32 protein-coding genes are annotated in these 25,995 nt (G+C 67.2%); 17 read left to right on the top strand and 15 right to left on the bottom strand.

The window, feature by feature from the left end; genetic code table 11:
• The first annotated feature begins 26 nt into the window (after window positions 1-26).
• Window positions 27-719 (top strand): NAD-dependent deacylase, encoded by a 693-nt coding sequence (locus QUV18_RS00415; RefSeq protein ID WP_300891266.1) that lies wholly within the window; start codon window positions 27-29, stop codon window positions 717-719.
• Between the two features lie 299 nt (window positions 720-1,018).
• Here QUV18_RS00415 and rpmB read toward each other — a convergent pair whose 3' ends face one another.
• Window positions 1,019-1,309, bottom strand: coding sequence for a 50S ribosomal protein L28 (rpmB, locus tag QUV18_RS00410; protein WP_064258306.1), 291 nt, complete (start codon window positions 1,307-1,309; stop codon window positions 1,019-1,021).
• A gap of 220 nt (window positions 1,310-1,529) precedes the next feature.
• Here rpmB and QUV18_RS00405 point away from each other — a divergent pair, with 220 nt between their 5' ends.
• The gene (locus tag QUV18_RS00405) at window positions 1,530-1,934 is read left to right on the top strand and encodes a cupin domain-containing protein (protein WP_300891265.1); all 405 of its coding nucleotides are present in this window, start codon (window positions 1,530-1,532) and stop codon (window positions 1,932-1,934) included.
• A 167-nt stretch (window positions 1,935-2,101) separates the two neighbouring features.
• Window positions 2,102-2,563 carry a hypothetical protein gene (locus QUV18_RS00400; RefSeq protein WP_300891264.1) on the top strand — a complete coding sequence of 154 codons (462 nt, stop codon included), beginning with the start codon at window positions 2,102-2,104 and terminating at the stop codon, window positions 2,561-2,563.
• A 184-nt stretch (window positions 2,564-2,747) separates the two neighbouring features.
• Here the strand turns inward: QUV18_RS00400 and QUV18_RS00395 are convergent, their stop codons facing one another.
• Window positions 2,748-3,722 carry a glutathione S-transferase family protein gene (locus tag QUV18_RS00395; protein WP_300891263.1) on the bottom strand — a complete coding sequence of 325 codons (975 nt, stop codon included), beginning with the start codon at window positions 3,720-3,722 and terminating at the stop codon, window positions 2,748-2,750.
• A gap of 295 nt (window positions 3,723-4,017) precedes the next feature.
• Between QUV18_RS00395 and QUV18_RS00390 the strand changes: the two genes are divergently transcribed.
• The 9 genes from QUV18_RS00390 (at window position 4,018) to QUV18_RS00350 (ending at window position 11,821) form a co-directional block, all read left to right on the top strand.
• On the top strand, window positions 4,018-4,239 hold the full coding sequence (locus tag QUV18_RS00390; protein ID WP_300891262.1) for a DUF6732 family protein: 222 nt from the start codon (window positions 4,018-4,020) through the stop codon (window positions 4,237-4,239).
• Between the two features lie 5 nt (window positions 4,240-4,244).
• The gene (locus QUV18_RS00385) at window positions 4,245-5,513 is read left to right on the top strand and encodes a sirohydrochlorin chelatase (RefSeq protein ID WP_300891261.1); all 1,269 of its coding nucleotides are present in this window, start codon (window positions 4,245-4,247) and stop codon (window positions 5,511-5,513) included.
• 75 nt (window positions 5,514-5,588) lie between these two features.
• Window positions 5,589-6,227, top strand: coding sequence for a precorrin-8X methylmutase (locus tag QUV18_RS00380; protein ID WP_300891260.1), 639 nt, complete (start codon window positions 5,589-5,591; stop codon window positions 6,225-6,227).
• Between the two features lie 61 nt (window positions 6,228-6,288).
• On the top strand, window positions 6,289-7,491 hold the full coding sequence (gene cbiE / locus QUV18_RS00375; protein WP_300891259.1) for a precorrin-6y C5,15-methyltransferase (decarboxylating) subunit CbiE: 1,203 nt from the start codon (window positions 6,289-6,291) through the stop codon (window positions 7,489-7,491).
• A 97-nt stretch (window positions 7,492-7,588) separates the two neighbouring features.
• Window positions 7,589-8,290, top strand: coding sequence for a precorrin-2 C(20)-methyltransferase (gene cobI / locus QUV18_RS00370; protein ID WP_300891258.1), 702 nt, complete (start codon window positions 7,589-7,591; stop codon window positions 8,288-8,290).
• Window positions 8,281-10,089: a precorrin-3B C(17)-methyltransferase gene (cobJ, locus tag QUV18_RS00365; RefSeq protein WP_300891257.1), complete on the top strand. Its 1,809-nt coding sequence runs from the start codon at window positions 8,281-8,283 to the stop codon at window positions 10,087-10,089. The genes cobI and cobJ overlap by 10 nt, the downstream gene beginning before the upstream one ends.
• Complete coding sequence (locus QUV18_RS00360) at window positions 10,086-10,616, top strand: DUF6882 domain-containing protein (protein WP_300891256.1); 531 nt, start codon at window positions 10,086-10,088, stop codon at window positions 10,614-10,616. Before cobJ ends, QUV18_RS00360 begins: the two co-directional genes overlap by 4 nt.
• Window positions 10,613-11,380: a precorrin-4 C(11)-methyltransferase gene (gene cobM, locus QUV18_RS00355; protein WP_300891255.1), complete on the top strand. Its 768-nt coding sequence runs from the start codon at window positions 10,613-10,615 to the stop codon at window positions 11,378-11,380. Before QUV18_RS00360 ends, cobM begins: the two co-directional genes overlap by 4 nt.
• 90 nt (window positions 11,381-11,470) lie before the next feature.
• Window positions 11,471-11,821 carry a hypothetical protein gene (locus tag QUV18_RS00350; RefSeq protein ID WP_300891254.1) on the top strand — a complete coding sequence of 117 codons (351 nt, stop codon included), beginning with the start codon at window positions 11,471-11,473 and terminating at the stop codon, window positions 11,819-11,821.
• Between the two features lie 9 nt (window positions 11,822-11,830).
• On the opposite strand, the gene QUV18_RS00345 is transcribed toward QUV18_RS00350, so the two are convergent.
• Entirely contained in the window at window positions 11,831-12,364 is a 534-nt protein-coding gene (locus QUV18_RS00345; protein ID WP_300891253.1) for a L,D-transpeptidase, read from the bottom strand.
• Entirely contained in the window at window positions 12,361-13,530 is a 1,170-nt protein-coding gene (locus QUV18_RS00340; RefSeq protein WP_300891252.1) for an aminotransferase class I/II-fold pyridoxal phosphate-dependent enzyme, read from the bottom strand. The genes QUV18_RS00345 and QUV18_RS00340 overlap by 4 nt, the downstream gene beginning before the upstream one ends.
• A 98-nt stretch (window positions 13,531-13,628) precedes the next feature.
• Between QUV18_RS00340 and def (QUV18_RS00335) the strand changes: the two genes are divergently transcribed.
• From def (QUV18_RS00335) to QUV18_RS00315, 5 genes are all read left to right on the top strand, one after another.
• The gene (def, locus tag QUV18_RS00335; protein WP_300891251.1) at window positions 13,629-14,147 is read left to right on the top strand and encodes a peptide deformylase; all 519 of its coding nucleotides are present in this window, start codon (window positions 13,629-13,631) and stop codon (window positions 14,145-14,147) included.
• Complete coding sequence (gene def, locus QUV18_RS00330) at window positions 14,144-14,638, top strand: peptide deformylase (protein WP_300891250.1); 495 nt, start codon at window positions 14,144-14,146, stop codon at window positions 14,636-14,638. Before def (QUV18_RS00335) ends, def (QUV18_RS00330) begins: the two co-directional genes overlap by 4 nt.
• A gap of 77 nt (window positions 14,639-14,715) precedes the next feature.
• The gene (gene fmt / locus QUV18_RS00325) at window positions 14,716-15,621 is read left to right on the top strand and encodes a methionyl-tRNA formyltransferase (RefSeq protein WP_300891249.1); all 906 of its coding nucleotides are present in this window, start codon (window positions 14,716-14,718) and stop codon (window positions 15,619-15,621) included.
• Between the two features lie 14 nt (window positions 15,622-15,635).
• Window positions 15,636-15,878: a hypothetical protein gene (locus QUV18_RS00320; RefSeq protein WP_300891248.1), complete on the top strand. Its 243-nt coding sequence runs from the start codon at window positions 15,636-15,638 to the stop codon at window positions 15,876-15,878.
• 6 nt (window positions 15,879-15,884) lie between these two features.
• A complete protein-coding gene (locus QUV18_RS00315; protein ID WP_300891247.1) occupies window positions 15,885-16,127 on the top strand; it encodes a GlsB/YeaQ/YmgE family stress response membrane protein in 243 nt (80 codons plus the stop codon).
• 108 nt (window positions 16,128-16,235) lie between these two features.
• Here the strand turns inward: QUV18_RS00315 and rnhA are convergent, their stop codons facing one another.
• The 11 genes from rnhA to QUV18_RS00260 all read right to left on the bottom strand — a co-directional run bounded on the left by rnhA (window position 16,236) and on the right by QUV18_RS00260 (window position 25,621).
• Window positions 16,236-16,697, bottom strand: a complete 462-nt coding sequence (rnhA, locus tag QUV18_RS00310) for a ribonuclease HI (protein ID WP_300891246.1) — start codon at window positions 16,695-16,697, stop codon at window positions 16,236-16,238.
• Window positions 16,690-17,283 carry a class I SAM-dependent methyltransferase gene (locus tag QUV18_RS00305; protein ID WP_300891245.1) on the bottom strand — a complete coding sequence of 198 codons (594 nt, stop codon included), beginning with the start codon at window positions 17,281-17,283 and terminating at the stop codon, window positions 16,690-16,692. Before QUV18_RS00305 ends, rnhA begins: the two co-directional genes overlap by 8 nt.
• The gene (locus QUV18_RS00300) at window positions 17,280-17,735 is read right to left on the bottom strand and encodes a DUF3429 domain-containing protein (protein ID WP_300891244.1); all 456 of its coding nucleotides are present in this window, start codon (window positions 17,733-17,735) and stop codon (window positions 17,280-17,282) included. Before QUV18_RS00300 ends, QUV18_RS00305 begins: the two co-directional genes overlap by 4 nt.
• A 124-nt stretch (window positions 17,736-17,859) precedes the next feature.
• A complete protein-coding gene (locus tag QUV18_RS00295) occupies window positions 17,860-18,471 on the bottom strand; it encodes a LysE family translocator (protein WP_300891243.1) in 612 nt (203 codons plus the stop codon).
• Window positions 18,472-18,553: 82 nt separating this feature from the next.
• Window positions 18,554-20,050: a phosphomannomutase/phosphoglucomutase gene (locus QUV18_RS00290; RefSeq protein WP_300891242.1), complete on the bottom strand. Its 1,497-nt coding sequence runs from the start codon at window positions 20,048-20,050 to the stop codon at window positions 18,554-18,556.
• A gap of 20 nt (window positions 20,051-20,070) precedes the next feature.
• Complete coding sequence (gene kdsA, locus QUV18_RS00285) at window positions 20,071-20,904, bottom strand: 3-deoxy-8-phosphooctulonate synthase (protein WP_300891241.1); 834 nt, start codon at window positions 20,902-20,904, stop codon at window positions 20,071-20,073.
• Window positions 20,905-20,907: 3 nt separating this feature from the next.
• Entirely contained in the window at window positions 20,908-22,578 is a 1,671-nt protein-coding gene (locus QUV18_RS00280) for a capsule biosynthesis protein (RefSeq protein ID WP_300891240.1), read from the bottom strand.
• The gene (locus QUV18_RS00275) at window positions 22,556-23,215 is read right to left on the bottom strand and encodes an ATP-binding cassette domain-containing protein (RefSeq protein WP_300891239.1); all 660 of its coding nucleotides are present in this window, start codon (window positions 23,213-23,215) and stop codon (window positions 22,556-22,558) included. The genes QUV18_RS00280 and QUV18_RS00275 overlap by 23 nt, the downstream gene beginning before the upstream one ends.
• Before the next feature lie 258 nt (window positions 23,216-23,473).
• Window positions 23,474-24,502, bottom strand: coding sequence for a permease (locus QUV18_RS00270; RefSeq protein WP_300891237.1), 1,029 nt, complete (start codon window positions 24,500-24,502; stop codon window positions 23,474-23,476).
• Window positions 24,495-24,836, bottom strand: a complete 342-nt coding sequence (locus QUV18_RS00265; RefSeq protein WP_300891235.1) for a metalloregulator ArsR/SmtB family transcription factor — start codon at window positions 24,834-24,836, stop codon at window positions 24,495-24,497. Before QUV18_RS00265 ends, QUV18_RS00270 begins: the two co-directional genes overlap by 8 nt.
• Window positions 24,837-24,931: 95 nt before the next feature.
• Window positions 24,932-25,621, bottom strand: a complete 690-nt coding sequence (locus tag QUV18_RS00260; protein ID WP_300891233.1) for a FadR/GntR family transcriptional regulator — start codon at window positions 25,619-25,621, stop codon at window positions 24,932-24,934.
• Window positions 25,622-25,995 lie beyond the last annotated feature (374 nt).

The raw sequence follows: 25,995 nt of genomic DNA, 5'->3' as shown, positions 1-25,995 counted from the left end.
GGTCAGTGATAGGGCAAGCAGGGGGCATGGAAAAGATCGTGATCCTGACGGGGGCCGGCATTTCCGCCGAAAGCGGGCTGGGCACGTTCCGCGACGAGGGCGGGATATGGACGCAATACGCGCTGGAGGACGTGGCGACGCCCGAGGGCTTCGCCCGCGACCCGGTGCTGGTACATGATTTCTACAATGCGCGACGGGCGCAGGCGGCGGAGGCCGAGCCGAACCCGGCGCACAAGGCGCTGGCGCTGTTGGAGGCGGAGCACAAGGGCGAGGTGCTGATCGTGACGCAGAACGTGGACGGGCTGCACGAGAAGGCCGGGTGCCGCAACGTGCTGCACATGCACGGGCAGCTGGACCGGGCGTTGTGCGGGGGGTGCGGGCACCGGTGGGATGCGCCGCTGGCGATGGCGGTGGAGGATGGATGCGAGGCCTGCGGGGCAAGGGCCGTGCGGCCGGACGTGGTGTGGTTCGGGGAGATGCCCTATCACATGGACCGGATCGACCGGGAGCTGGCGGAGGCGGATATCTTTGCCGCGATCGGTACGTCGGGGCAGGTTTATCCGGCGGCGGCCTTCGGGCAGCTGGCGGGGGCCTATGGCGCGCGGACGGTGGAGCTGAACCTGGAACGGTCGGCGGCGTCGGAGGATTTCAGCGAGTTGCGGCACGGGCCGGCAAGCAAGGTGGTGCCGGCCTGGGTGGAGGAAGTGCTGCGGGGGTGAGGATCTGACGCGCGCGGAATAGAGGGCGAAGCCCGCCGCGCGAGCGGTCGTTCATTGAGGCGCCATTGGTTCGAGCCCAATGGACGACGCCGTCCCCACGGGCTGGCGCTTTTGCGGATCTCACGCCATGCTGGAATGTCGGATGTGCTTGGCCACCATGAAGTGCCAGTCACCAACGTAGGCAGCGCCACCCCACGGGCAGGCGCCCGCGCGGCTTCGAGACCGGACATATGGACAAAAGAAAAACCCCGCCGGGCTGGGCGGGGCCGTGCTTGAGCCGTCGTGAGGGGGAATGCCCCTCAGGCGTTGGCCGCCTGGGCCTTGGCGATCTCTTTCTTCACCTTCAGCGCGGTGGCCGACAGCGTGTCGTCCTTGGCCTTGGCAAGAAACGCGTCCAGGCCGCCGCGATGGTCGACGCTGCGCAGGGCCGAGGCCGTGATCCGCAGCTTGATGCCGCGGCCCAGCGTTTCGGACTGCAGGGTCACATCGTTCAGGTTCGGCAGGTACCGGCGCTTGGTCTTGTTGTTGGCGTGGCTGGAGTTCATGCCAACCATCGGCTTCTTTCCGGTCAGTTCGCACACGCGCGACATGGGGTCATCCTCGTCTTGGGTCAGGGCGCGTTGCGGCCCCGTTCAATACAAACGGGCACCACCAATGGCGGCGCCCCGAAATCCGTCTGCGGTCTTTACGGCCAAAGATGGGGGGCGTCAAGGGATTCGGGCGGGGAATTTCGCCGGTGCGCGGCGGGGAGTTGAATGTGCCGCCCGGGGGCCTAGGGTGAGGGGCGAAGCGCATCGGAAGGAGACGCAGATGGATATCATGAAGGCCGACGACCGGGAGAGCCGCGCGGCGAGCGCGGAGTATTTCACCGGCCGGGTCTGGCAGGACCCGGTGATCGAGGCGCCGGAGCCCGCGCGGGTGCGGGCGCTGAAGGTGACGTTCGAGCCCGGCGCGCGGACCGCGTGGCACACCCATCCGCTGGGCCAGACGCTGCACGTGCTGTCGGGCGTCGGGCTGGTGGGCCTGCGCGGCCAGGCGCCGCGGGTGATCCGGCCGGGCGACACGGTGTGGTTCGCCCCGGGCGAGGAGCACTGGCACGGTGCCGCGCCCGGCACGATGATGTGCCACCTGGCCATCCAGGAGGCGGAAGACGGGCAGGTCGCCGACTGGCTGGAGCAGGTGAGCGACGAGGATTATGCGCGGACCCCTGCCTGAGCGGTGCCGTTGACGGTTTCCCGCCGGTGCGCAGCACGCGTTTCAGCGGGGAACGGCCGGTCCGTGGCCGGGCCGGGCCGCGGGCGTTGAAACGATGCGGCGGCGGGGACAGGTCCTGTCGACGGGGCAAGAACCGCCCCGCGAAAGGAAAGAGACCCATGCGAGCTATGCTCAAGACAGTTCTGATGACCGCAAGCCTGGCCGGTGTCGTGGCTGCCCCGATGGCGGGCGTGGTCGTGGCCGGTGCTCCCGGCGCGGCAGAGGCCCAGGCCGGCGGCAGTGGCAATGGCAATGGCGCCGGCAACGGCAATGGCAGCGACAACGGCAATGGCGGGGCCGCCGGCGAGGCGCCGGGCGGCCAGGCCAGTGCGGAGGGCGCCCCGGGGGCCGATGGCACCGTTGGCAACCCGGGCAACGACATGGATGTCGGCCGCGCCGGTGAAATGCCCAACGGCGACGAGGACAGCTGGGGCGAAGGCACGCGCGGCTACTCGGATACCGTGGCCGAAGCCGGGGAGGACGGGACGGAGACCGACGTCTCGGAAGACCCGGGCATGGAGGACGACGCGTCCGACATGGAAGAGGCCGAAATGGAAGAAGACGGGACGGACAACAACCCCGAGGTCTGAGGACGTTCGGACCCCTGGCCGGCCGGCGCCTTCGCGGGGCCGGCCGTTTCATTTTGGGGCGCTGCCCCACGTTGAAACCCTGCAGGGTTTCAAGGCTCCCCGGAATATTACCGGCCAGAAGAAGCAGGGGCGTCGTCCTGCGTCTTCTCGGGCCCGGATACCCGATCCGGCGGCGGCCGCGCGGTCAGCCGCGGCCGTGGGGCGCGTCGAAGTCGGGGTTGGGGTTGATCGGGATGATGCCGTAGGGGTTAATCGTCTTGTGGCTCATGTGGTAGTGGCGCACGATGTGGTCGAAATTGACCGTCTCGCGGACGCCGGGCCACTGGTAGAGCTCGCGCAGGTAGCCCCAGAGGTTGGGGTAATCCATGATCCGGTTGCGGTTGCACTTGAAGTGCGTGTGGTAGACGAGGTCGAAGCGGACCAGCGTGGTGAAGAGACGCCAGTCGGCCTCGGTGATCGTCTCGCCCACCAGGTAGCGGCTGTGCGACAGGCGGTTTTCGAGCCAGTCGAGGCTGTCGAAAAGCGCGTGGACCGCGTCGTCATAGGCTTCCTGCGAGGTGGCGAAACCGGATTTGTAGACACCGTTGTTGACGGTGTCGTAGATGCGGTCGTTGACCGGCTGGATCTCGTGGCGCAGCGCTTCGGGCCAGTAATCGTCGGTGTTGCCGGTGATGTCGTTGAAGGCCGAATTGAACATGCGGATGATTTCCGCGCTTTCGTTCGAGACGATGGTCTCGCGCTCGGTGTCCCAGAGCACCGGGACGGTGACGCGGCCCGAGATCTGCGGGTCGGCCTTGAGGTAGAGCTCGCGCAGGTAGTCGAGCCCGTAGAGCTTGTCGCCCGTGGCGCCGGGATAGTCCGAGCGCAGTTCCCAGCCTTCCGAGAGCATGTCGGGGTGGACGACGGAGACGCCGATATGGTCATCGAGGCCTTTCAGCGCCCGGAAGACGAGCGCGCGGTGGGCCCAGGGGCAGGCGTAGGAGACGTAGAGGTGGTAGCGCCCCGAGGCGGCCGGGAAACCGCCCTCGCCCGAGGGGCCGGCGGAGCCGTCGGCGGTGATCCAGTTGCGGAACTTGGTCTCCGAGCGGACGAACTTGCCGCCCGTCTTCTCGGTGTCGTAGCCCTTGTCTTTCCATTCGCCGTCGACGAGCAAACCCATGGGAGCCTCCTTTGGTTAGGCAACGAGCTAGGCCGCGAGGGGTTCCGGGGACAGGGTGAGGGGCGCGCAGGGGCCGTGCGCGGCTGCACATGTCGCTTGCCGCGCGGATTCCGCCGATTCTCGGTTTGCAAGGGCCGCGCCCGGCGCCTATAGGTACGGGAAGACGATGCCCGGAGATCGGGCCGGAAAGGTGTGTGAAGGGCGGCCGACCCAATCCGGGGGCTTAGCTTCATGTCGTCAGTGCTCTCCTTTTCGACCGGGCCGGGACGTGACGTTTGGACAAGGGAGACGCCGCATGAAATTTGCCGTTTTTGTCGCCGCCATGATGGCAGCGGGCGCCGCGCAGGCGCATCCGGGACACCTGGCCGAGGTGGCCGGGCACGGCCACTGGCTGGGCGCGGCCGCGATCGGGGCGGCGATTGCCATCGGGCTCTGGGCCGGGCTGAAGGGGCGGAAGGCGAAGGAAGACCCCGAGGCCGGCGACGAAGAGGCCGACGCCGAGCCGCGGGAGGCCTGAGCCGGATGGTCAAGACCGGCGTGATGATCTGTGGCCACGGCTCGCGCAGCCAGTCGGCGGTGGACGAGTTCGCGACGCTGGCCGAGAAGCTGCCGCCGCTTCTGCCGGCGGAGTGGGAGATGGAATACGGCTATCTCGAGTTCGCCAACCCGGTGATCCGCGACGGGCTGGACCGGCTGCGGGAGAAGGGCTGCGAGCGCATCCTGGCGGTGCCGGGGATGCTGTTCGCGGCGATGCATTCGAAGAACGACATTCCGACGGTTCTGAACACCTATGCGGCGAAGCACGGGATCTCGGTGAGCTATGGCCGGGAGCTTGGGGTCGACCCGAAGATGGTGGCGGCCGCCGGGGCAAGGGTGCGGGAGGCGCTGGAGCGCGCCGATGCCGAGCATGGCGCGGTGAGCCGGCATGACACCTGCCTCGTGGTGATCGGGCGCGGCGCGTCGGACCCGGATGCCAATGCCAACGTGTCGAAGATCGCGCGGCTGTTGCAGGAAGGCATGGGGTTCGGCTGGTGCGAGGTGGGCTATTCGGGCGTCACCTTCCCGCTGGTGGAGCCGTGTCTGCAGCACGTGGTGAAGCTTGGGTACAAGCGGGTCGTCGTGTTTCCGTATTTCCTGTTCTCGGGGATCCTGATCGACCGGATCTATGGCTTCACCGACCAGGTGGCGGGGGAGTATCCCGGCACGCAGTTCGTGAAGGCGGATTACCTTGGCGATCATCCGCAGGTGCTGGAGACCTTTGCCGAGCGGGTGGTCGAGCAGGTGGGGGCCGTGCCGCCGCCCAATTGCGGGACGTGCCCCTACAGGACGCAGGTTCTGGCGCTGGAAGGCGAAGAGGTTGTGGAGATTTCGGCGGAAGAGCGGCGGGGGCATCCGGCGTTCAGCGACACGCCGCCGCCCACCTGCGTGATGTGCAAGTATCGCACCGCCGTTCTGGGCTTCGAGGCCGAGGTGGGGGCGGTTCAGGAGAGCCATCACCACCATGTCGAGGGGCAGGGGGCGTCGGCGCCGGGGTCGAACGTGGAGGATTGCCAGCTGTGCAGCACGTTCTGCACCGGGCTGTGCCGGCTGGAGATGGCGGGGCATCATCACCATCATCATCACGATCACGGGCACCATCATCACCATCATGACCATGGGCATGAGCACCACCACCATGATCATGACCATCACCACGATCACGGCCACGATCATCACCATCACCACCACGCCGCCTATCCGCATGCCGACCACCCGCTGGGGCCGGAGAGTGCGCGGAAGGCGAAGGCCTGAGGCGGGCGGGTCGTTCGTTCGAGAGATGCGTTGCCGGAGCGGTGTCCGGCGTTCCAGAGAGCCGAGGCCAGACCAGTGCGCCCTTACGAGAAGAACCCGCAGGCGATTTATGCCGAGAGCTTCGCGACCGTCCGCAAGGAGGCGCGGCTGGACCGGTTCGGGCCGGGGATGGAGGCGCTCGCGATCCGTCTGATCCATGCCTGCGGCATGGTCGAGGTGGCGGACCGGCTGGCGTTTTCGGAGGGCGCCTACGAGGCGGGGCAGGCGGCGTTGCAGGCCGGTGCGCCGGTGCTCTGCGATTGCGAGATGGTGGGGGCGGGGATCATCCGGCGGTATCTGCCGCGCGACAACGAGGTGATCGTGACGCTGAACGATCCGAAAGTGCCAGGGATCGCGGCGGGGATCGGGAATACGCGCTCGGCGGCGGCAGTGGAGCTGTGGGCCGAGCGGCTCGAGGGCGCCGTGGTGGCCATCGGGAATGCGCCGACGGCGTTGTTTCATCTGCTGGAGCTGATCGACGAGGGGGCGCCGAAGCCGGCGGTGATCCTCGGGTTTCCGGTGGGGTTCGTGGGTGCCGCGGAGTCGAAGGCGGAGCTGGCGGGCAATCCGCGGGGGTGTGAATTCGTGGCGTTGCGCGGGCGGCGTGGCGGGTCGGCGATGGCCTCGGCGGCGGTGAATGCGCTGGCGGCGGGGATACCGGAGGGGCGCGCGTGATGGCGGCGCTGCTCGTCGCGCCCTTGCAGGCGCGCCTCGCGGTGGAATTGGGAGAGTGAGCATGGCGGAGCCGTGGCTGCATATCGTCGGGATCGGCGAGGACGGAATGGACGGGTTGCTTCCGGCGACGCGGGCGGTTGTCGAGGCGGCGGAGGTGATCGTCGGGGGCGACCGGCATCACAGGCTGTCGGAGGCGGTGACGGCGGAGCGGGTGGCCTGGCCGAGCCCGTTCGATGCGCTGATCGATCTGCTGATGTCCTTCAAGGGGCGGCGGGTGGTGGTGCTGGCGACGGGCGATCCGCTGTGGTTCTCGGTCGGCGCGCGGATCGGGCGGGCGATCGACCCGGCGGAGATCACCTATCATCCGCAGGTCTCGGCGTTTCAGCTGGCCTCGGCCCGGATGGGGTGGAGTGTCGCGGATGTGGAGACGCTGACGGTGCATGGACGGCCCGTGGAGCAGATGATCGCGTTCATCCAGCCGCAGGCGAGGTTGCTGATCCTGACCACGGGGGCGGAGACGCCGGCGAAGATTGCCGCGTTCCTGACCGAACGGGGGTTCGGGAAGTCGCGGATGACGGTGCTGGCCGCGATGGGCGGGCAGGACGAGAAGCGGTTCGACGGGGTGGCGGAGAGCTGGGCGCATGAGGTGCCGGCCTTCAACACGCTGGCGGTGGACTGCGTGGCGGCGCCCGACGCGGCGCTGTTGCCGCGGGTGCCGGGGCTGGCGGACTCGCTCTTCGAGCATGACGGGACGATGACCAAGCAGGAGGTGCGGTCGGTGACGCTGTCGAAGCTGATGCCGATGCGGGGGGCGCTGTTGTGGGATATCGGGACCGGCTGCGGGTCTGTCGCCGTGGAGTGGATGCGCGGGGCGAGGTATGCGCGCGCTGTCGGCATCGAGCCGAGGGCGGACCGGCGGGCGATGGCGGCGGCGAATGCGCTGGCGCTGGGGGTGCCGAAGCTCGAGTTGATCGACGGCCGGGTCCCGGAGGCGCTGGAGGGGCTGGAGGCGCCGGATGCGGTGTTCATCGGCGGGGGCTTGAGCCGCGAGGTGTTCGAGGCGGCCTGGGCGGCGTTGCGGCCCTTGGGGCGGTTGGTGTGCAACGCGGTGACGCTGGAGAGCGAGGCGTTGCTTTTGGAGCTGCACAAGGAGTTTGGCGGGGAGCTGGTGAAGATTAGCGTGGCAAGGGCGGAGCCCGTGGGGCGGCTGACCGGATGGCGGCCGTTGATGCCGGTGACGCAGTGGAGCCTGGTGAAGCGGTGATGTTTGCGCGTTTTCTTCCAATGATGGCGATTGGCGAGAGTGCGGGATGCCTCCGGCGGGGATATTTGGGGCCAGAAGAAGCTTGGGGGCGTGTCTCTTGAGCGGCGTTTTGTACGGGGTCGGGCTGGGGCCGGGGGATCCGGAGTTGATGACCTTGCGGGCGCATCGGTTGATTTCGGGGGCCAAGGTGGTGGCTTATCCGGCGCTGGCGGGGGCGGAGAGTTTTGCGCGGTCGATCGCGGCGGGGGCGATTTCGCCCGGGGTGCGGGAGATCGTGATGGATGTGCCGATGACCACCGAGCGCGGGCCGGCGCAGGCGGCCTATGATGTCGGGGCCGGGGAGATTGCCGCTGTGCTGGAGGCGGGGGAGGACGTGGTTTGCCTCTGCGAGGGGGACCCGTTCTTTTACGGCTCGTTCATGTACCTGTTCGCGCGCTTGTCGGGGCGGTTCGAGGTGGAGGTGGTGCCGGGGGTGACGTCGATCACTGCCTGTGCCGCAAGGGCGGGTATGCCGCTGGCGGCACGGAACGAGCGGGTGACGGTGTTGCCGGGGCCCTTGCCCGAGGATGAGCTCAGGGCGCGGATCGAGGGCGCGGAGAGCGTCGTGATCATGAAGGTGGGGCGGCATTTGCCGAAGATCCGGGGGGTGATCGAGAGCCTCGGGTTTGGCGGGCAGGCGGTTTACGTGGAGCGCGCGAGCCTGCCGGGCGAGGTGGTTTGCCCCTTGGCGGAGGCGCCGGAGAAGGCGCCGTATTTCTCGATGATTTTGCTGACGAAAGGGGCCGATCCATGGCTGTGACACCGGTAGTTCTGGCGCTGAGCCGGTCGGGCGAGGACGTGGCGCACAAGGTGGCCGCGCTGTTGGGCGCGCAGGTGCATGGGCGCGAAGGGCGTGTTGGCAAGGCGGATGCGTTTTTCGGCAATGCGCTGGATCATGCGCGGGATCTGTTTGCCGCGGGGGTGCCGGTTGTTGGGGTTTGCGCCAGTGGCATCCTGATCCGGGCGGTGGCGCCGATGTTGTCGGACAAGCGGGCGGAGCCGCCGGTGGTTTCCGTGTCGGATGACGGGGGTGTCGTGGTGCCGCTGTTGGGTGGGCACCGGGGGGCGAACCGGCTGGCGGCGGAGATTGCCGAGGGGCTTGGCGGTATCGCGGCGGTGACGACGGCGGGGGACGTGGCGATGGGCGTGGCGCTGGATGCGCCGCCCGAGGGGTATCGGCTGGCCAATCCGGGCGATGCGAAGGCGGCAATGGCGGCGATGTTGTCGGGCGAGGGTGTGTCTGTTGTCGGTGAGAACATCTTTGGCGTCGAGGATACCGGCGGCGCGGTGGAGCTTGTTGTCAGCGAGGCGCCTGTCGAGGGGAGCGAGCGGCGGCTGGTTTATCATCCGCAGCGGCATGTCGTGGGCGTGGGCTGTGCGCGGAATGCCGATCCGAAGGAGCTTTGGGGGCTTGTACAACAGACGTTGGCGGAGGGCGGGATCGCGCCGGGGGCGGTGGCCTGCGTGGCGACGATCGACCTGAAGGCCGATGAGCCGGCGATGAACGAGGTGGCGCGGCGGTTGGGTGTGCCGCTCCGGTTGTTCACGGCGGCGGAGCTGGAGGCGGAGACGCAGAAGCTGGCCAATCCGTCGGAGGTGGTGTTTGCCGAGGTGGGCTGTCATGGCGTTTCCGAAGGGGCGGCGCTGGCCTGTGGCGGGGCGCTGGTGGTCGAGAAGCGGAAGACGGCGAATGCGACCTGTGCGGTGGGGCGGTGTGATGCGCCGCTGACCGAGATACCGGGGCGGGCGCGCGGGCGGCTGTCGGTCGTGGGAATCGGGCCGGGGCAGGCGACGTGGCGGACGCCGGAGGTTTCCAAGTTGATTGCCGAGGCGGATGAACTGGTGGGCTATGGGTTGTATATCGACCTGCTGGGGCCGCTGGCGGCGGGCAAGGCGCGGTCGGATTTCCCGCTGGGCGGGGAAGAGGCGCGGTGCCGCTATGCTCTGGAACAAGCGGGGCAGGGAAAGAACGTGGCGCTGGTCTGCTCGGGCGATGCCGGGATTTACGCGATGGGGGCGCTGGTGTTCGAGCTGCTGGATCGGGACGCGGCCGCGCAGGGTGTGAGCGATGCGGCGCGGCGGGTGGAGGTGGTGTGCTCACCCGGCGTGAGTGCGTTGCAGGGGGCGGCGGCCCGGGCCGGGGCGCCGCTGGGGCATGATTTCTGCACGATTTCCCTGAGCGATCTGCTCACGCCGCGCGATGACATCATTCGCAGGCTGCACGCGGCGGCGGAGGGGGATTTCGTGATCGCCTTCTACAACCCGGTGAGCAAGACACGGCGGACATTGCTGGCGGAGGCAAGGGATATCCTGCTCGAGCATCGGCCCGGGGAGACGCCGGTGATGCTGGCCACCTCGCTGGGGCGGCCGGAGGAGCATGTGCGCTATCGGCGGCTCGACGAGCTTGAGGTCGACGAGGTGGATATGCTGACCGTGGTGCTGGTGGGGTCGAGCAATTCGCGGCTGGCGCAATTGGGCGAGGGGCCGAGGATGTTCACGCCGCGGGGCTATGCGCGGAAGATCGACGGCGACCTGGCGAAGAAGGAGGGCACGGGATGAACGGGATATTGCTGGAATTTGCCGGGCGCATGTCGGATGCCGGGGCGACGCAATTGCCCGAGACGTTCAGGCAGATGGCGGTGAATGCACGGTTCTTCCTGGAGACGCGGATGGCCGGATCGGAGTTTGCGAAGCGGCTGGACGAGGCCAGTGATTTCCGGGTGAACCAGAAGAAGGGGCGGATTGTCTGGAGCTTCGGCGATGCGCCGGAGGTGGCGGCGGATGCGCAGGTGATCGGGACGTATTCGGACGATGGCAGCTTCATGTGGGGCTGGGGGCATCCGGATGTCGTCGAGCCGATGCAGCAGGCGGCGTGGGCGGTGCAGCAGCTGGGCGAGCGGCAACAGATCGAGGAATTGCTGACGCGGGGCGGGCCGACGGAGGAAGAGCGGCTGAAGGATTACATGGCGATCTGCGCCTATGTCTCGGACGCGGACGGGGTGTTCATGGGCGAGCATGGCGGCGGCGGCAAGGTGTGCATCTGTTACTATCTGAACGATCAGTTGAAGGGGCTTCTGGGACAATGACGGTTTATTTCATCGGGGCCGGGCCGGGCGACCCGGAGCTTCTGACCAAGAAGGCGGAGCGGGTGATCGGGGAATGCCCGGTGTGCCTTTATGCAGGCAGCCTGGTGCCGGCGGAGGTGGTGGCCTGTGCGCCGGAGGGGGCGCGGGTGATGGATACCGCGCCGATGACGCTGGACGACACCCATGCCGAGATCGTGGCGGCGCATCAGCGGGGCGAGGACGTGGCGCGGGTGCATTCGGGCGATCCGTCGCTTTACGGGGCGATTGCCGAGCAGATCAGGCGGTTACGGAAAGACGGGATCGATTACCAGATCATTCCGGGGGTGCCGGCCTATGCGGCGGCGGCGGCCGCGCTGGGGCAGGAATTGACGGTGCCGGAAGTGGGGCAGTCGATCGTACTGACGCGGGTGAGCATGAAATCGACGTCGATGCCCGAGGGCGAGACGCTGGAGAATTTCGCGCGGACGCGGACGACCTTGGCAATCCATCTGGGCGTTCGGGCGCTGCGGGAGATCGAGCGGGTGCTGGTGCCCTATTACGGGGCCGACTGCCCGGTGGTGGTGGCCTATCGCGTGGGCTGGCCCGACCAGATGTTCATTCGCGGGACGCTGTCGGATATCCGGCTGAAGGTGCGGGACGAGAAGATCACGCGCACGGCGCTGATCCTCGTGGGGCCGGTCCTGGGGGAGATATCGGACTTTACCGACAGCGCGTTGTACGACCCGGCGATCCCGCATGTGCTGCGCCCGAAAGCGACAGTTTGATGAAGAATCCCGGAGAGGGCCGAAATATCTTTTGAGAATCGGCGCTTACGTTTTACATGGTGACTCGGTAATTTTGCGTTGGGGTGCATCATGACAACCTATCTGCCGCCGGAGGTTCAGCAGGGGCTCGACGAGGCCCGCAAGCGGGCGCTGAAGAAGAGCCAGCGGCTGCGGGTGCAGGCGGGGGAGGAGACCTTCCGCGTGCTGGAGGCGTGGAACGAGGGGTTCGCGCTGGAACTGGCGGTGGCCGATCACCTTCGGGGGATGGTCGACCTTTACGATGGCGAGCGGCTGTTGTCGCAATGCCTGATCGTGGCGTCGGAGGAAGACGGCGACCGGATGCGGTTCGAGTACAAGCGCATGACCGAGGCGACGGGCGAGCAGCCGGTGGATTTCGAGAAGCCGGAGAACGCGCCGGTTGCGCTGATCGGGAAGGGCTGACCGCGAGGGTCAGGGGCGGATCACCACCTCTGTGCCGATGGGCGCGATGCGCCAGAGTTCCTCTATGACATTATCGGCGACGGCGATGCAGCCGGCTGTCCAGTCGCCCGGCAGGGTGCGAAGGCCTTTGACGGCGTTGGGCTGGCCGTGGATGAAGATATCACCGCCGGGAGAGACGCCGTTGGCGCGGGCCCGGGCGATGTGTTCGGGCTGCGGGTAGTCGATGCCGAGGGAGAGGTTGAACTTGCTGTTGGGGTTGCGGCGGTCGATGCGGAAGGTGCCCTCGGGCGTGCGGCCATCGCCCTGTTGCGTCTTGGCGCCGACCGGGTCGCGGCCGAGGCCGATGGGGTAGGTTCGGAGCGCCTCGCCGCCCTTGAAGACCGTCAGCAGGCGCTGGCCCTTGTCGATCTCGATCCGGTCGATCTGTTCGGTGAGCGGCGGCAGGGGTGGTGCAGGCGGTGGCGGGGCGAAGCGCTGCCAGAGGATGACGCCGCCGGCGACGAGAGCGGCCAGCGCCGCCGCCCGCAGCGCCCAGCGGATCATTGCAGGTCGGAGAAGGCGTCTTGCAGGCGCGAGACGGCCTCTTCCACGCGCGCGCGCTGGGTGCCGATGTTGAAGCGCAGGAAGGTTTCGCCCCCCGTGCCGAAGCCGCCGACGGAAGGCACGAGGCGGGCGTCGTCGTGGACGCGATGCAGCACATCCTCCATCGACAGGCCGGTATTGGCGAAGTCGACCCAGGCGAGGTAGGTGGATTGCATCGGCATCGGCACGGCGCCGGGGATCTGGTCGACCCCGTCGTTGAAGAGCCGCGCATTGCCGGCGATGTAGGGGACCAGTTCATCGACCCATTCGGCGCCGCGCGGCGTGTAGGCGGCGGCGGTGAGTTCGACGCCCAGCAGGTTGGGCTGGGTCTGGTGGACGAGCAGCGCGTGGCGGAAGCGCTTGCGCTTTTCCGCCTCGGGGATGGTCACGGCGGCGTTGCGCGCACCGGCGATGTTGAAGGTCTTGGACGCGGCGGTGAGGACGATGGTGCGGTGGGCCATGTCGGGCGCGGCGACCATGAAGGGGGTGTAGCTGTTGCCGGGGAAGGTGAGATCGTGGTGGATCTCGTCGGAGATCATCAGCAGGTCGTGCCGCTCGCAGAAGGCGGCGAGCTGTTGCAGCTCTTCCGCCGTCCAGATGCGGCCCGCCGGGTTGTGGGGGGAGGAGATCAGGACGGCTTTTTCCTTGCCCGTCAGCCCGGCTTCGAGCGCGTCGAGATCCAAGTGGTAGATGCCGTCGCGGATGACCAGCGGCGACTCGTGCACCATCCGGCCGGCGTTTTTGATCTTGTTGGTGAACTCGTGGTAGACGGGGGTGAAGATGATCACCTCGTCGCCCGGATCGGTGAAGGTTTCCAGCAGCAGGGCGATGGCGTGGCCGAGGCCCAGCGTGCTGGTCATCCAGTCAGGGTCGACGGCCCAGCCGTGGCGTTCCTTCATCCACCATGCGGCGGCCTGGATGGCCTTGGCGTCGGAAGCGAAATAGCCGTAATTGGCCTTTTCCAGCAGGCCCTGCACCGCCTCCTGCAGCACGTCGGCGGCCCGGAAATCCATGTCGGCCACCCACATGGCGATGCCGTCCTCGGGGGAGACGCCGGAATAGGCCTCCATCCGGTCCCACTTGGCGGCATTGGTGCCACGGCGGTCGATGGGGTCGTCGAAAGTCATGGCGCCTCCGGTTGCTCGCTCGCGCGGCAAGCTAGCGCACTGGAGCCCGAGCGCAAGGGGCGTTGCGGTTCGCGCGGGCTTCGCCTAAATGAACACGCATGAAACGGCCTATTCTCATCCATCCCGACCCGCGCCTGAAAAAGGTGTGCGACCCCGTGAGCGACGTCTCGGACGAGCTGCGCGCGCTGGCGGACGACATGCTGGAAACCATGTATGACGCGCCGGGCATCGGGCTGGCCGCGCCGCAGGTGGGCGTGATGAGCCGCCTGCTGGTGATGGATTGCATGAAGGAAGAGCACGAGACGCCGCGGCCGATGGTGCTGATCAACCCCGAGATCGTGGCCAGTTCGGATGAAAAGAACGTCTACGAGGAAGGCTGCCTGTCGATCCCCGAGCAGTTCGCCGAGGTGACGCGGCCCAAGGTGGTCGACGTGCGCTGGATCGACCTTGACGGGACCGAGCAGCAGGAGACGTTCGACGGGCTGTGGGCGACCTGTGTGCAGCACGAGATCGACCATTTGAACGGCAAGCTGTTCATCGATTACCTCGGGCCGATGAAGCGGCAGATGATCACCCGCCGGATGCAGAAGCTGAAGCGGGAAAAGGCGCGCGCGTGAGCGTTCGGCGCTGCCTGCCCTGGCCCGACGGGCGGTTGCGGCGCAAGGCCGAGCCGGTCGACGAGATTACCGACGAGATCCGCGCCACCTGGGGTGACATGATCGACACGATGGAGGCGATGCCGGGCGTGGGCCTGGCCGCGCCGCAGATCGGCGTGATGCTGCGGCTGGCGGTGGTGGATGCGAGCGCCGAGCGGGGGAAGGCTGTGAAGATGGCCAACCCGGAAGTGCTGTATGCCAGTATCGAGCTGCGCGAGCACGAGGAGGCGAGCCCGAACCTGCCGGGCGTGTCGGCCAAGGTGAAAAGGCCCCGGGCGGTGACGGTGCGGTTTCTCAACGAGGCCGGCGAGGTGGAGGAGCGCGATTTCGTCGGGCTCTGGGCCACCTCGGTGCAGCACCAGATCGATCATCTGAACGGGCGGCTTTACTTCGACCGGCTGGGCAAGGTGAAGCGGGACATGCTTTTGCGGAAGGCGAAGAAGGCCGGGTAAGGCGGGTGGTGGTGAGAGGTGGGTTGGCACCCACCCTACGGGCCGTAACCGTTTGACGGCGAAGGAAGGGAATACCGATGCGCGTGGTTTTCATGGGAACGCCCGACTTCTCGGTGCCGGTGCTGGAGGCGCTGGTGGAGGCCGGGCACGAGGTGGCGGCCGTCTATTGCCAGCCGCCGCGCCCTGCGGGCCGGGGCAAGAAGGATCGCCCGACGCCGGTGCATGCCAGGGCCGAGGCGCTGGGGCTGGAGGTGCGGCATCCGGAGCGGTTGAAGGGTGAGGCCGAGCAGGCGGAGTTCGCGGCATTGCAGGCCGATGTGGCGGTGGTGGTGGCCTATGGGCTGATCTTGCCGCAGGCGGTGCTGGACATGCCGAAGCACGGGTGCCTGAATATCCACGCCTCGCTTCTGCCGCGCTGGCGGGGGGCGGCGCCCATTCACCGGGCGATCATGGCGGGCGATGCCGAAACCGGCGTGTGCATCATGCAGATGGAAGCGGGGCTCGACACCGGGCCGGTGTTGCTCAGGCAGGCGACACCGATCGCGCCGGAGGATACGACCGGCTCGCTTCATGACCGGCTGTCGGCGATGGGTGCGGCGCTGATCGTCGAGGCGCTGGCGCGGCTGGACGAGTTGGAGCCGGAGCCGCAGCCCGGGGACGGCGTGACCTATGCCGACAAGATCGACAAGTCCGAGGCGCGGGTGGATTGGGCCGCGCCCGCGGTGGAGGTGGATGGCAAGATCAGGGGGCTGTCGCCCTTTCCTGGCGCCTGGATCGAGGTGGAGGGCCAGCGGATCAAGCTGCTGGGGTCGCGGGTTGCGGAGGGCCGCGGCGCGCCCGGCGAGGTGCTGGACGAGGCGCTGACGGTGGCCTGTGGCGAGGGCGCGGTGCAGGTTTTGCGCTTGCAGCGGGCGGGCCGGGGGCCGCAGGATGCGGAAGAGTTCCTGCGCGGTACGAAGCTTCCGCGCGGCACGCGGTTGTAGAGAGGACGGCGCGCATGTTCTTGCAGCTTTTCGGGACGGTCGTGATCGCGGGGATCGTGGGTTATGTCAGCGAGAAATCGGGGTTCACGCGGAACGGTTACCTGCCGTCGATCATTATCTGCGTGGGCGGGGCGTTCCTGTTCTATTTCGTCCGCATCATGTTCGGGCTGCGGTTCGGCGCACCGGGGGTGGATGCGATCATCTCGTCCATCGGCGCGCTGATCATCGTGCCGACGCATTGGCGCAAGGGAAGGTAAGGGGCGATGAACATCATCTTTCTCATCATCATCGGCGCGGTCGCCGGGTACCTGGCGACGCGGATCATGCGGGTCGAGGCGGGTCTTTTGCCCACGATCGGCATCGGCATCGCGGGCGCGTTGATCGGCGGGCTGGTGTTGCAGCTTGCGCTGGCGGTGCTGGGCATCCTGGCCGGGCTGATCGGGGCGGTGCTGGGGGCGCTGCTTCTGATCTGGATCTACCGCACCTACTGGGTGGGGCGGCGGTAGGCCGGGCGCGCCGCCCCGGTTTCATCTTTCCGAAAATACTCAATGCGCTGCGCGTGCGTCTGAGCGAAGCGATTCGAGTATTTGGAGAAAGATGAAAGGCTTGGGTGCTCAGCCCCTGGCCGGCTTGAAGGGTTTCATGCCTGCGCGGGCGAGTTCGTCGGCGCGTTCGTTTTCGGGGTGGCCGGCGTGGCCCTTGACCCATTCCCAGGTGACCTTGTGGCGGGCCTGGGCGGCGTCGAGCCGTTGCCAGAGCTCGGCGTTCTTGACGGGCTTTTTCGCGGCGGTTTTCCAGCCGTTCTTCTTCCAGCCGAAGATCCAGCCGGTGACGCCGTTCTTCACGTAGGCCGAGTCGGTGACGATGGTGATGGGGGAGGGGGATTTCAGCGCCTCGAGCGCGTGGATCGCGGCGAGGAGTTCCATGCGGTTGTTGGTGGTCTCGGCCTCGCCGCCCTTCAATTCGCGTTCCCTGACGACGGTGTCGCCGTCCATCGCCTGAAGCAGCACGCCCCAGCCGCCCGGGCCGGGATTGCCGGAGCAGGCCCCGTCGGTATAGGCGAAGAGCTCAGCCATGGGCGGCGATCGTGATCCAGGGGTCCATCGTGCCGGCAAGGCCCTTGTCGGTGCCGGTGTGCGAGGAGAAGGGGGTGAAGCCCGCGTCGGTGATCAGGGCGTGCAGCTCCTCGGCGGTGTAGTAGGTGTAGTGGCGGCCGAGCGCGTCGCGATGCGCGCCTTCGCCGGTTTTCATGCCGATATGGAAGAGCCCGCCCGGTTTCAGCGCGCGGCGCAGGGCGGCGAGGTGGCGGGGCATGTCGGCGCGCGGGGCGTGGAGGAGGGAGAAGTTGGCCCAGATGCCGTCATAGGCGTCGATTTCGGCGATGTCGTCGAAACTGGCCACCCGGGCGGTGACGCCGGCGATCTGGCTGGCGAGCTCGACCATCTCCGGCGCGGCATCGGTGGCGGTGACGGTCAGCCCCGCTTCGGCCATCTGCGCCGCAGCCCAGCCCGGCCCGCAGCCGAGGTCGAGCGCGTGGGCGCCCCTGGGCAGGGCCGCGATGAAGGCGGTGAGCCGGGGGTCATCGGATTGCGCATCCATGGTGCGGACGTAGTCGTCGCGCCTGGCGGCGTAGACGTCGAGGGTTTGCTTGTCGGCTGTCATGAGAAGATCACTCCGATCGCGAGGCAGGTGGTGACGACGATGGTGAGCAGCAGGCGGAGTTGCATCCACCATTCCGGCGCCGCGCCCAGCCGCCAGAAATACCAGTCGATGCCGAGGATGGCGATGAAGCCCGCGATGAGCGAGAGCCCGGCGGAGGTGACGCCGCCGCCGGTGGTGAAGAAGGCCCAGAGCGCGGGCAGGACCGAGAGAATGTAGCCGGTTGTGGCGCGGGTTCCGTCGAGCCGCGTCGCGAAGCCCCAGAGCACGCCGGACATGAAGGCGAGGATGATGGCGCCGTAGAACAGCATGACATAGGCACCGGCGAAGCGCGGCCCGAGCGTGCGCGCGCCCCATTCCGCGAGCCCCGGCTGGAGCACGGTGAGGACGCTCCAGACGAAGGGGGCGAGGCCGGCGAAGCCGAGCAGGAGGGGCGTGCGGGGGATTTCGGTCAAGGGGGTATCCGGGCCGTGGCGTGGTGGGTCGGGTGTAAGGCCCGGGCGGGGCGGGTTCAAGGGTGGGGTTCGAGGCTTGGGAGGCGAGAGGCCCCGGATCGAGTCCGGGGCGGGGGGCGCGGGGTCAGGCGCGTTCGAGGGCGAGGCGGCCTGCGAGGGCGGCGAAGATCGCCGCGAAGCCGCGGCCGAGCCAGCGCATGATCCGTTCCGAGGCGAGAAGCCGGTCGCGGGCGGCGGCTGCGAAGAGGCCGTAGAGCAGGAATACCGCGAGGGTAAGCGCCATGAAGACGCCGCCGAGGCCCAGCATCTCGGCCGATGCCGTGGCCGGGTTGCCCGACAGGAAGGGCGGCAGGAGGGCGAGGAAGAAGATCGAAAGCTTGGGGTTGAGGATGTTGATCAGCGCGCCGCGGCGGGCGACGGTCAGGCCCGGCTCGACCCGCGCGTCGGGGCGGACGGAGAGGGCGCCGTCGGATTTGAGCGCCTGCCAGGCAAGGTAGAGCAGGTAGGCGACGCCCGCGAATTTCACGATCTGGAAGAGGATCGCGGAGGCGTGGAGGACGGCGGCGAGGCCGAGCGTGGCCGCGAGGATATGCGGGACGATGCCCAGCGTGCAGCCGAGAGCCGCGAAGGCGGAGGCGCGGCGGCCCTGTCCGAGGCCGATGGCCAGCGTATAGATGACGCCGGTGCCGGGGGCGATGACGACGACGAGCGCGGTGATGAGGAACTGGAGGGTCATGGGCGGGGCCTTGGGCGGGAGAGAGGCCCCGGGTCGGGCCCGGGGCGGGGCGTCGCGTGAGGCGCGAGGCCCCGGGCGGGCGTCAGATCTTCTGGTCGTATTCGCCGACGGAGGGCTCGGTGCGGATGACGGTGTCGAGCTCTTCGAAGATGGCGCGCATCTCGGCGTCGCTTTCGGCGCTTTCGCAGACCACCACGAGGTTGGGCGTGTTGGAGCTGGCGCGGACGAGGCCCCAGCTTCCATTGTCGAGGATCACGCGGGCGCCGTTGACGGTGACCACTTCCTTGACGTCGCGGCCGGCGAACTTGTCGCCATCCTCGGCCTTGGTGACGAGTTTCTCGACGATGCGGTCGAGCACCTCGTATTTCTCGGTGTCGGCGCAGTAGGGCGACATTGTCGGGGTCGACCAGGTTTGCGGCAGGGCGCGGCGCAGGTCGGACATGGACATGTCGGGGTTGCGGTCCATCAGCTTGCAGATCTCGACGGCGACGCGCATCCCGCAATCGTAGCCGCGGCCCACGGGTTCGGCGAGGAAGTAGTGGCCGGATTTCTCGAAGCCGGCGAGGGCGCCGATTTCCTTCACCCGCCGCTTCATGTGGCTGTGGCCGGTTTTCCAGTAATCGGCGGTGACCCCGTTCTTCTGCAGCTCGGGGTCGGCGGCGAAGAGGCCGGTGGATTTCACGTCGGCGACGAAGATGGAATTGGGGTGCAGTTTCGACAGGTCGCGGGCCATGATGACGCCGACCTTGTCGGCGAAGATCTCCTCGCCCTCGTCATCGACCACGCCGCAGCGGTCGCCGTCGCCGTCGAAGCCCAACGCGAAATCGGCGCCCGAGGCGCGCACGGCGTCGGCCATGTCGTGCAGCATTTCCATGGCTTCGGGGTTCGGGTTGTAGTTGGGGAAGGTGTAATCGAGCTCGGTATGGAGCGGCACGACCTCGACGCCGAGGCGTTCGAAGAGTTCGGGCGCGATGGCCGAGGCGGTGCCGTTGCCGGTGGCGCAGACCACTTTCAGTTTCCGGGACATGCGGAAATCGCCGACCAGGTCGTCGAGATAGGCCTCGCGGACGCCGTCGACGAATTCGTAAGCACCGCCGTCGCGTTTCTCGCCCTCGCCGTTCAGGACGATGTCGCGCAGTTCGCCCATTTCGTCCGGCCCGTGGGTCAGCGGGCGGTCGAAGCCCATTTTCACGCCGGTCCAGCCGTTGGGGTTGTGGCTGGCCGTGACCATGGCGACCGCCGGCACGTCGAGGTGGAACTGCGAGAAATAGGCCATGGGCGAGAGGGCCGGGCCGATATCCTTGACCTGGATGCCGGCCTGCATGAGGCCGACGATCAGGGCGTTCTTGATGGAGAGCGAATAGTCGCGGTAGTCGTTGCCGACCGCGATGACGGGGGCGATGCCGCGCTTGTGCATCTGGGTGCCGAGGCCGAGGCCGAGGGCGGTCATGCCGGGCAGGTTGATCTCGTCGGGGTATTTCCAGCGCGCGTCGTATTCGCGGAAGCCGGTGGGCTTGATCATGGGGTCGCGCAGGAAAGACCACGTATTGGGGGTGACGTCGGGCAGCGGTTTGGTCACGGGGGAGATCCTTCTGAAAGTCAGAGGCCGAGGGGATTTTCCTTGGCCAGCCTGTCGAATTGCATGAGCGTGGAAATCAGCGCGGGCATCTGCGCGAGGTGAATCATGTTTGGCCCGTCGGAGGGGGCATTGTCGGGGTCTTCGTGGGTTTCTATGAACACGGCGGCGACCCCGATTGCAACCGCGGCCCTTGCCATGACCGGCGCGAATTCGCGCTGTCCGCCGGAGGAGCCGCCGAGGCCGCCGGGTTGCTGCACGGAATGGGTGGCGTCCATCACCACCGGGTAGCCGGTTTGGGCCATCTGGGGGAGCGAGCGCATGTCGGCAACGAGGGCGTTGTAGCCGAAGGTGGTGCCGCGTTCGGTCAGCATCAGGCGGGTATTGCCGGTGCTTTCCAGCTTCGAGATGACGCCGGCCATGTCCCACGGCGCGAGGAACTGACCCTTCTTGACGTTGATCGCCGCGCCGGTTTCGCCGGCCGCGAGCAGCAGGTCGGTCTGGCGGCAGAGGAAGGCGGGGATCTGCAGGACGTCGACCACGCCGGCCACGGGGGCGCATTGATCGGGCAGGTGCACGTCGGTCAGCACCGGCAGGCCGAGCGTGTCCTTGACCGATTGCATGACCTTGAGCCCTTCGTCGATGCCAAGGCCGCGCTTTCCCGACATGGAGGAGCGGTTGGCCTTGTCGAAGGAGCCCTTGAAGATGAACTGGGCCCCGGCCGCCTTGCAGGCCTCGGCCATGGTGCCGGCGATCATCTGGGCGTGATCGGTGCTTTCAAGCTGACAGGGACCGGCGATGACCGTCAGGGGGCGGTCATTGCCGATCGTGAGGTCGGAAACTTCGACATGCGTCATGGGTTAGGACGATACCTGCTCTCTCAGAATGGACGCGGTGAGCGACACCATCAGGTAGATACCGGCAAAAATCAGGAACGCAACGATCGTGTTCTCGAAGGCCCGCGGATAGGAGGGATCTTGCGAAGCGACGGGCGTGACGCTGACCGTGAGGTAGCGGACCTGCTTGTTCGCCTCGATCTCGGAGGCGCGCTTGGCCTCGAGCGCGGATTGCAGGACGAGATCGGCGGTGGCGAGGTCGGCCTGCGCCATCTGGATCTCGGCGGCCTGCGAGGCGAGCGAGGTGGAGCTTTCGGTGGCATCGGTCAGGCGGGCGTTCTGCTTGGCCAGCTCGCGTTCGAGCACCTCGATCTGGCTGCGCAACGCCTCGACCTTGGCGGCGTTGGGGCGGGAGTTGTTGAGCTGGGTGTTGAGGGCCAGCTGCTTTTCCTGAAGCTGCAGTTCTACGTTCTGGATCAGCGCGCGGATATTGGCGACCTCGCCCTCGGGGTCGAGGATCGAGCCTTCCTGAAGGGTGACGAGCCGTTCCTGGGCGGCGCGGCGTTCGGCCTTGGCATCCTCGAGGCTGGCGACGGCGGTTTTCACCGCGTCCTGCCGTTTTTCCTGACTGAGGTGGTCGACGCGTTCCTCGGCATACTCGATGAGTTTCTGCGAGAATTGCTGGCTGACCTCGGGGTCGGCGGTGGACAGCTCCATCCGGATCACGCCCTCGGTCGGGTCATAGCCGAGCTTCACGTATTTCTTGTAGATGCCGTAGGCGGCCTCGTTCGTGGCGCCGGGGTCGAGCCGCTGGATCGGGTCGATCCAGGGCTGGCTGAAATGCTCGCGGAAGCCGACATCCTGGTCGAGGCGCAGCATGGCGTCCTTCGATTGCAGGTAGGATTGGGTGGCGATGGAATCCTGCCCGGTGGCGAAGGCGGTGCCGCTGAAGAGGCCGGAGGCGGGGGAGGAGCCGGCGGAGCCGTCGGCCGTCAGGATCAGGAATTCCGACTTGGTGGAATACATCGGCGTGGCGATGTTGAAATAGTAGTAGCCGACGATGAAGGTCGGCAGGAAGACGAAGGCCAGCAGGCGCGACATGAGCAGCGCCAGCTTGCGGCGGCGGCGGCGGCCGATATCGCGCTGGATCTGCATGATCTCGGAGGCGCGGCGTTCGGCCGGTGTGACCTCGGTCGAGGGGAGGTGGAACTGTTGCGCGGGCACCGTCTGGGGGAGCTGGATGCGCTCGCCCCCGCTTTCGGCGGGCTGGTGGCCGTTCGAGGTGACCAGCTCGAGGATGTTGGAGCGCTGGAACGGGTCGATGCCCTTGGCGCGCAGAAGGCGGACGGCGTCGAAATCGGAGGTGGGCGCAAGGCCGTGTTTCTGGGCCATGCGGCGGGCCATGCGCAGCTGGCGCCCGGTGAGGCCCTCGCTGCGGATGGCGTCGATATCCTGCGAGGCGCTCATCTCGGACGCGCTGGAGACCATGCCGGCCCGGGAGGGGGATTCGGCCGTCTCGTGGTAGTCGGAGGTGTCGGGGGCGTCGGTCCGCGGGGTGACCGGCGGCTCGTATTGCGCGCGCTCGTGGTCCTGCGCCCCCTCCGACGGGGTGCGGGCGGTGTCCGACACCGGCCCGGCCTGTGTGGCCGGGGTGCGGCGGATGCGGAATTTCCTAGCCTTGGGTTTCGTAGTCATAGAGCTGTCTGGCCTCTTCCAAGGTGTCGAACATGTGTAGCTTGCCGTTCTTCAGGACGGCGGCGGAGCGCGCGAATTTCTCGAGCGTCTGCGGCTGGTGCGAGACGATCACGACGGTCGTCGTTGCCAGCCGCTCTTTCAGGATTTCGCCGGCCTTGCGGTTGAACTCGACATCGGTCGAGCTCGGCATGCCTTCGTCGATCAGGTACATATCGAAGTCAAGCGCCAGCATCAGCGAAAAGGTGAAGCGGGCGCGCATTCCCGAGGAGTAGGTGCCGAGCGGCTGGTCGAAATACTCGCCCAGGCCGCAGAGCCAGCGGCAGAACGCCTCGACATAGTCGGGGTCGAGCCCGTAGAGGCGGGCGATGTAGCGGGAGTTTTCCATCGCCGAAACCTTGGTGATGACGCCGCCCATGAAGCCCAGCGGGAAGCTGATGCGGCAGCCGCGGCGGATTTCGCCCTCGTCGGGTTTTTCCAAACCGGCCATCATCTTGATCAGGGTGGTCTTGCCGGTGCCGTTGGGCGCGAGGATGCCGAGGCTGCGGCCAAGCTCGACGCGGAACGACACCCGGTCGAGGATGACCTTGCGCTGGCTTCCCGTCCAGAAAGACTTGCTCACGTTCTCGAATTCGAGCATCCAAAGCTCCGGTGCTGCTCTGACGGCCCTGTTCTTGGCAGGGCTGCGTTAAGGCCTGATAAGCCAACCTCGTGTTTCAGTATGTCCGAATTCGGGTGAATGTTTCAATAAATCGTGGCCATTTTGGGTCATAATGCGTCAAAAATGACCGGTGTGCACCGGGTTTTGTTTCCGTTGCGGAAAGATTGTGGCTGGTGCCCGGAGCCCTCGTGGGCTCCGGAAAGGTTATGCCAGCGGTGTCAGGCGACGCCAGCGGTGTCAGGCGACGGCCTGCCAGGCGATGCCCGCGAGGATCGCGCCGGTGATGGCGAGGCCGAGATAGGCGGCGAAGACGCGGGGTTTGACCAGCGCCCAGACGGCGATGGCGGCGGGGATGCAGCTGACGCCGCCGGCGATGACGAAGCTCATGGCGGCGCCGTCGCTCATGCCCTGGGCCAGCAGCGCGTCGACCAGCGGCACGGCGGCATAGCCGTTGAGGTAGGCGGGGGCGCCGACGAGCGCGCCGAGGATGATGGCGCCGAGCCCGTCGCCGCCGAGGAGGCGGGCGATCATGTCGGCGGGGACGTATTGGAGCATCAGGGCTTCGATGACATAGGCCAGCGTGAGCCATTTCACGAGGAAGACGGCATTTTCGAGGGCGTTCTCGCGGAAGGTGTCGCGGCGGTCGGTTTCCTGCCAGAAGCGCCAGACGGGTTTGCCCTGGAAGGGTTTCCTGACGCCGCAGCAGCCGCCGATCTGCGGTTTTTCCCGCAGCGGATCGGCGAAGACAGCGGAGCGGGCGGCGGCCATGGTGACGAACCCGCCGAAGAGGCCGAGGCCGACGGCGGCGAGGGTCTTGGCGATGGCGAAATCCCAGCCGAGCGTGCCGGAGGTGATGAGGAACATCGCCGGGTCCATGATCGGCGAGGCGAGCCAGAAGGCCATGACCGCGCCCAGGGGCGCGCCGAGGGCGAGCATGGCGGCGATGAAGGGGATGACCTCGCAGGAGCAGAAGGGGGAGAGGCCGCCGAGGAGCGCGGCGAGGACGATCATGCGGGTCTGGCGGCCTTCGAAGGCGCGCGCCAGCAGGGTCTCGGCGCCGGTGGCCTTCATGTAGGCGACGGCGAGGACGGCGAAGGCGATGAAGGGCGCGGTGTGCCAGAGGGCCGTGGCGGTGAAGCTGACGGTGGGGCGGAATTGCACGGGGTCGAAGAAGGCCGTCAGCGCGAGGATGGTGACGAGGGCGAACCAGGCCTTGTCGGTGCGCTGCCACCAGAGGCGGGCGGCGGGGAGGGAGATGTCAGTCATGGGCGTGATCCGCGGGGTTGGGGCTGTCGGCGCAGCATTCGCGCAGGAGGAAATCGGCAAGGGCGCGCAGTTCGTCATAGGCGACAGCCGCGCAGATGATGCTGCGGCCCTGCTTTTCCTGTGTGACGAGGCCGGACTGGGCGAGGATTTTCATGTGGTGGGTCAGGGTGGAGCCGGTGACGCCGGTGCGTTGGCCCAGCTCGCCGATGGTGAGCCCGTCGGTGCCGGCGCGGACAAGGGTGCGCAGGACGGCGAGGCGCTGTTCGCTGCCGAGCGCGGCGAAGGTGGAGGCGGCGAGGGCGAGGTCGTGATCGGAGACGGATGAATGTTTCATGATTCTAGAAATATCGAAATAATTGCGCGCCGGCAAGTATTATTTCGATATTTGTCGAACTGTCCGCTCGTCACGCCCTTGCAGGCGTGCCTCGCTCAGGTCTCGGAGGCGCGGGTCAGCGACAGGCGGGCGGTTTCGAGGTGTTCCTTCATGATGTTCGCCGCGCGCTCGGGTTCGCGGGTGCGGATGGCGTTCATGATCTGGCGGTGCTGGACGTTGTAGGTGCGGATGGTCTGGGCATCGAGCGTCAGGTGGCGCATCCGGGTCCAGTCATCCTCGCTCCGGACATTGCCGATCTGGTCGATGATCCAGATGAGCAGGCCGTTGCGCGTCGAATCGGCGAGGGCGCGGTGGAACTCGGTATCGGCCTCCGAGAAGGCGACCGGGTCCTCGGTGCAGGCCTCCATCCGGGTGCAGAGCTCTTCCATGCGGTCGAAATCGGTGTGGCGGCCGTGGAGGACGGCGAGGCGGCAGACATGGGGTTCGAGGGCGAATCGGGTGTCCATCAGTTCGAGCGGGGTGGCATTCTCGATTGCGTCGGTGGTGCTTCGGTCGGGCTTGTGGGCCACATATGTACCGCTACCGGCGCGAATCTCGACATAGCCCTCCTGTTCGAGCCGGGTGAGCGCCTTGCGGATGGTGCCGCGGGCGGCGCCGTAGGTCTCTGCCAGCACACGCTCGGGCGGCAGGCGGTCGTGCAGTTGCAGATTTCCCTTGGAAATCTCGCGCCTTACTAGGGCCGCGATGTCGGCGGCGCCGAGTTTCTGATCTTGCGTTGCGGTCATGCGCGCCCTCCCTCGAATAGTCCAAAAATATACCAAAATGATGAAATTTCCAGCAGAAACTTACCTATTGGATCAAAAGTGGTTGACTTTTGGCCGACGCAGCGGAAAGCTCGGATCACGCGGTAAACCTCCGCGCCGGACGTATCGCGGACGGCAACACCTTTGTTTGGGAGTGCTCCTTGTTGGCACATCTGGAACAAACGATCGGACGGGTCATGAACCCATGTTTACACGCGAAGCGTGCCGCAGGGAAGCTGCGCACCTCCCGGAAGGGACGGGAGATGTACCGGACATGACAGGATTGGTTCACGCAACTTAAAGGCCAACGCCGCCGAACGGCACCAGACCAGAGGCGGCACAACCATCAGGGAGCA

This window comes from Roseovarius sp. (assembly GCF_030373445.1).
In the GTDB taxonomy this organism is placed as follows: Bacteria; Pseudomonadota; Alphaproteobacteria; order Rhodobacterales; family Rhodobacteraceae; genus Roseovarius.
The sequence above is the reverse complement of the archived record's forward strand: the minus strand, read 5'-3'. Positions and strand labels throughout refer to the sequence as shown.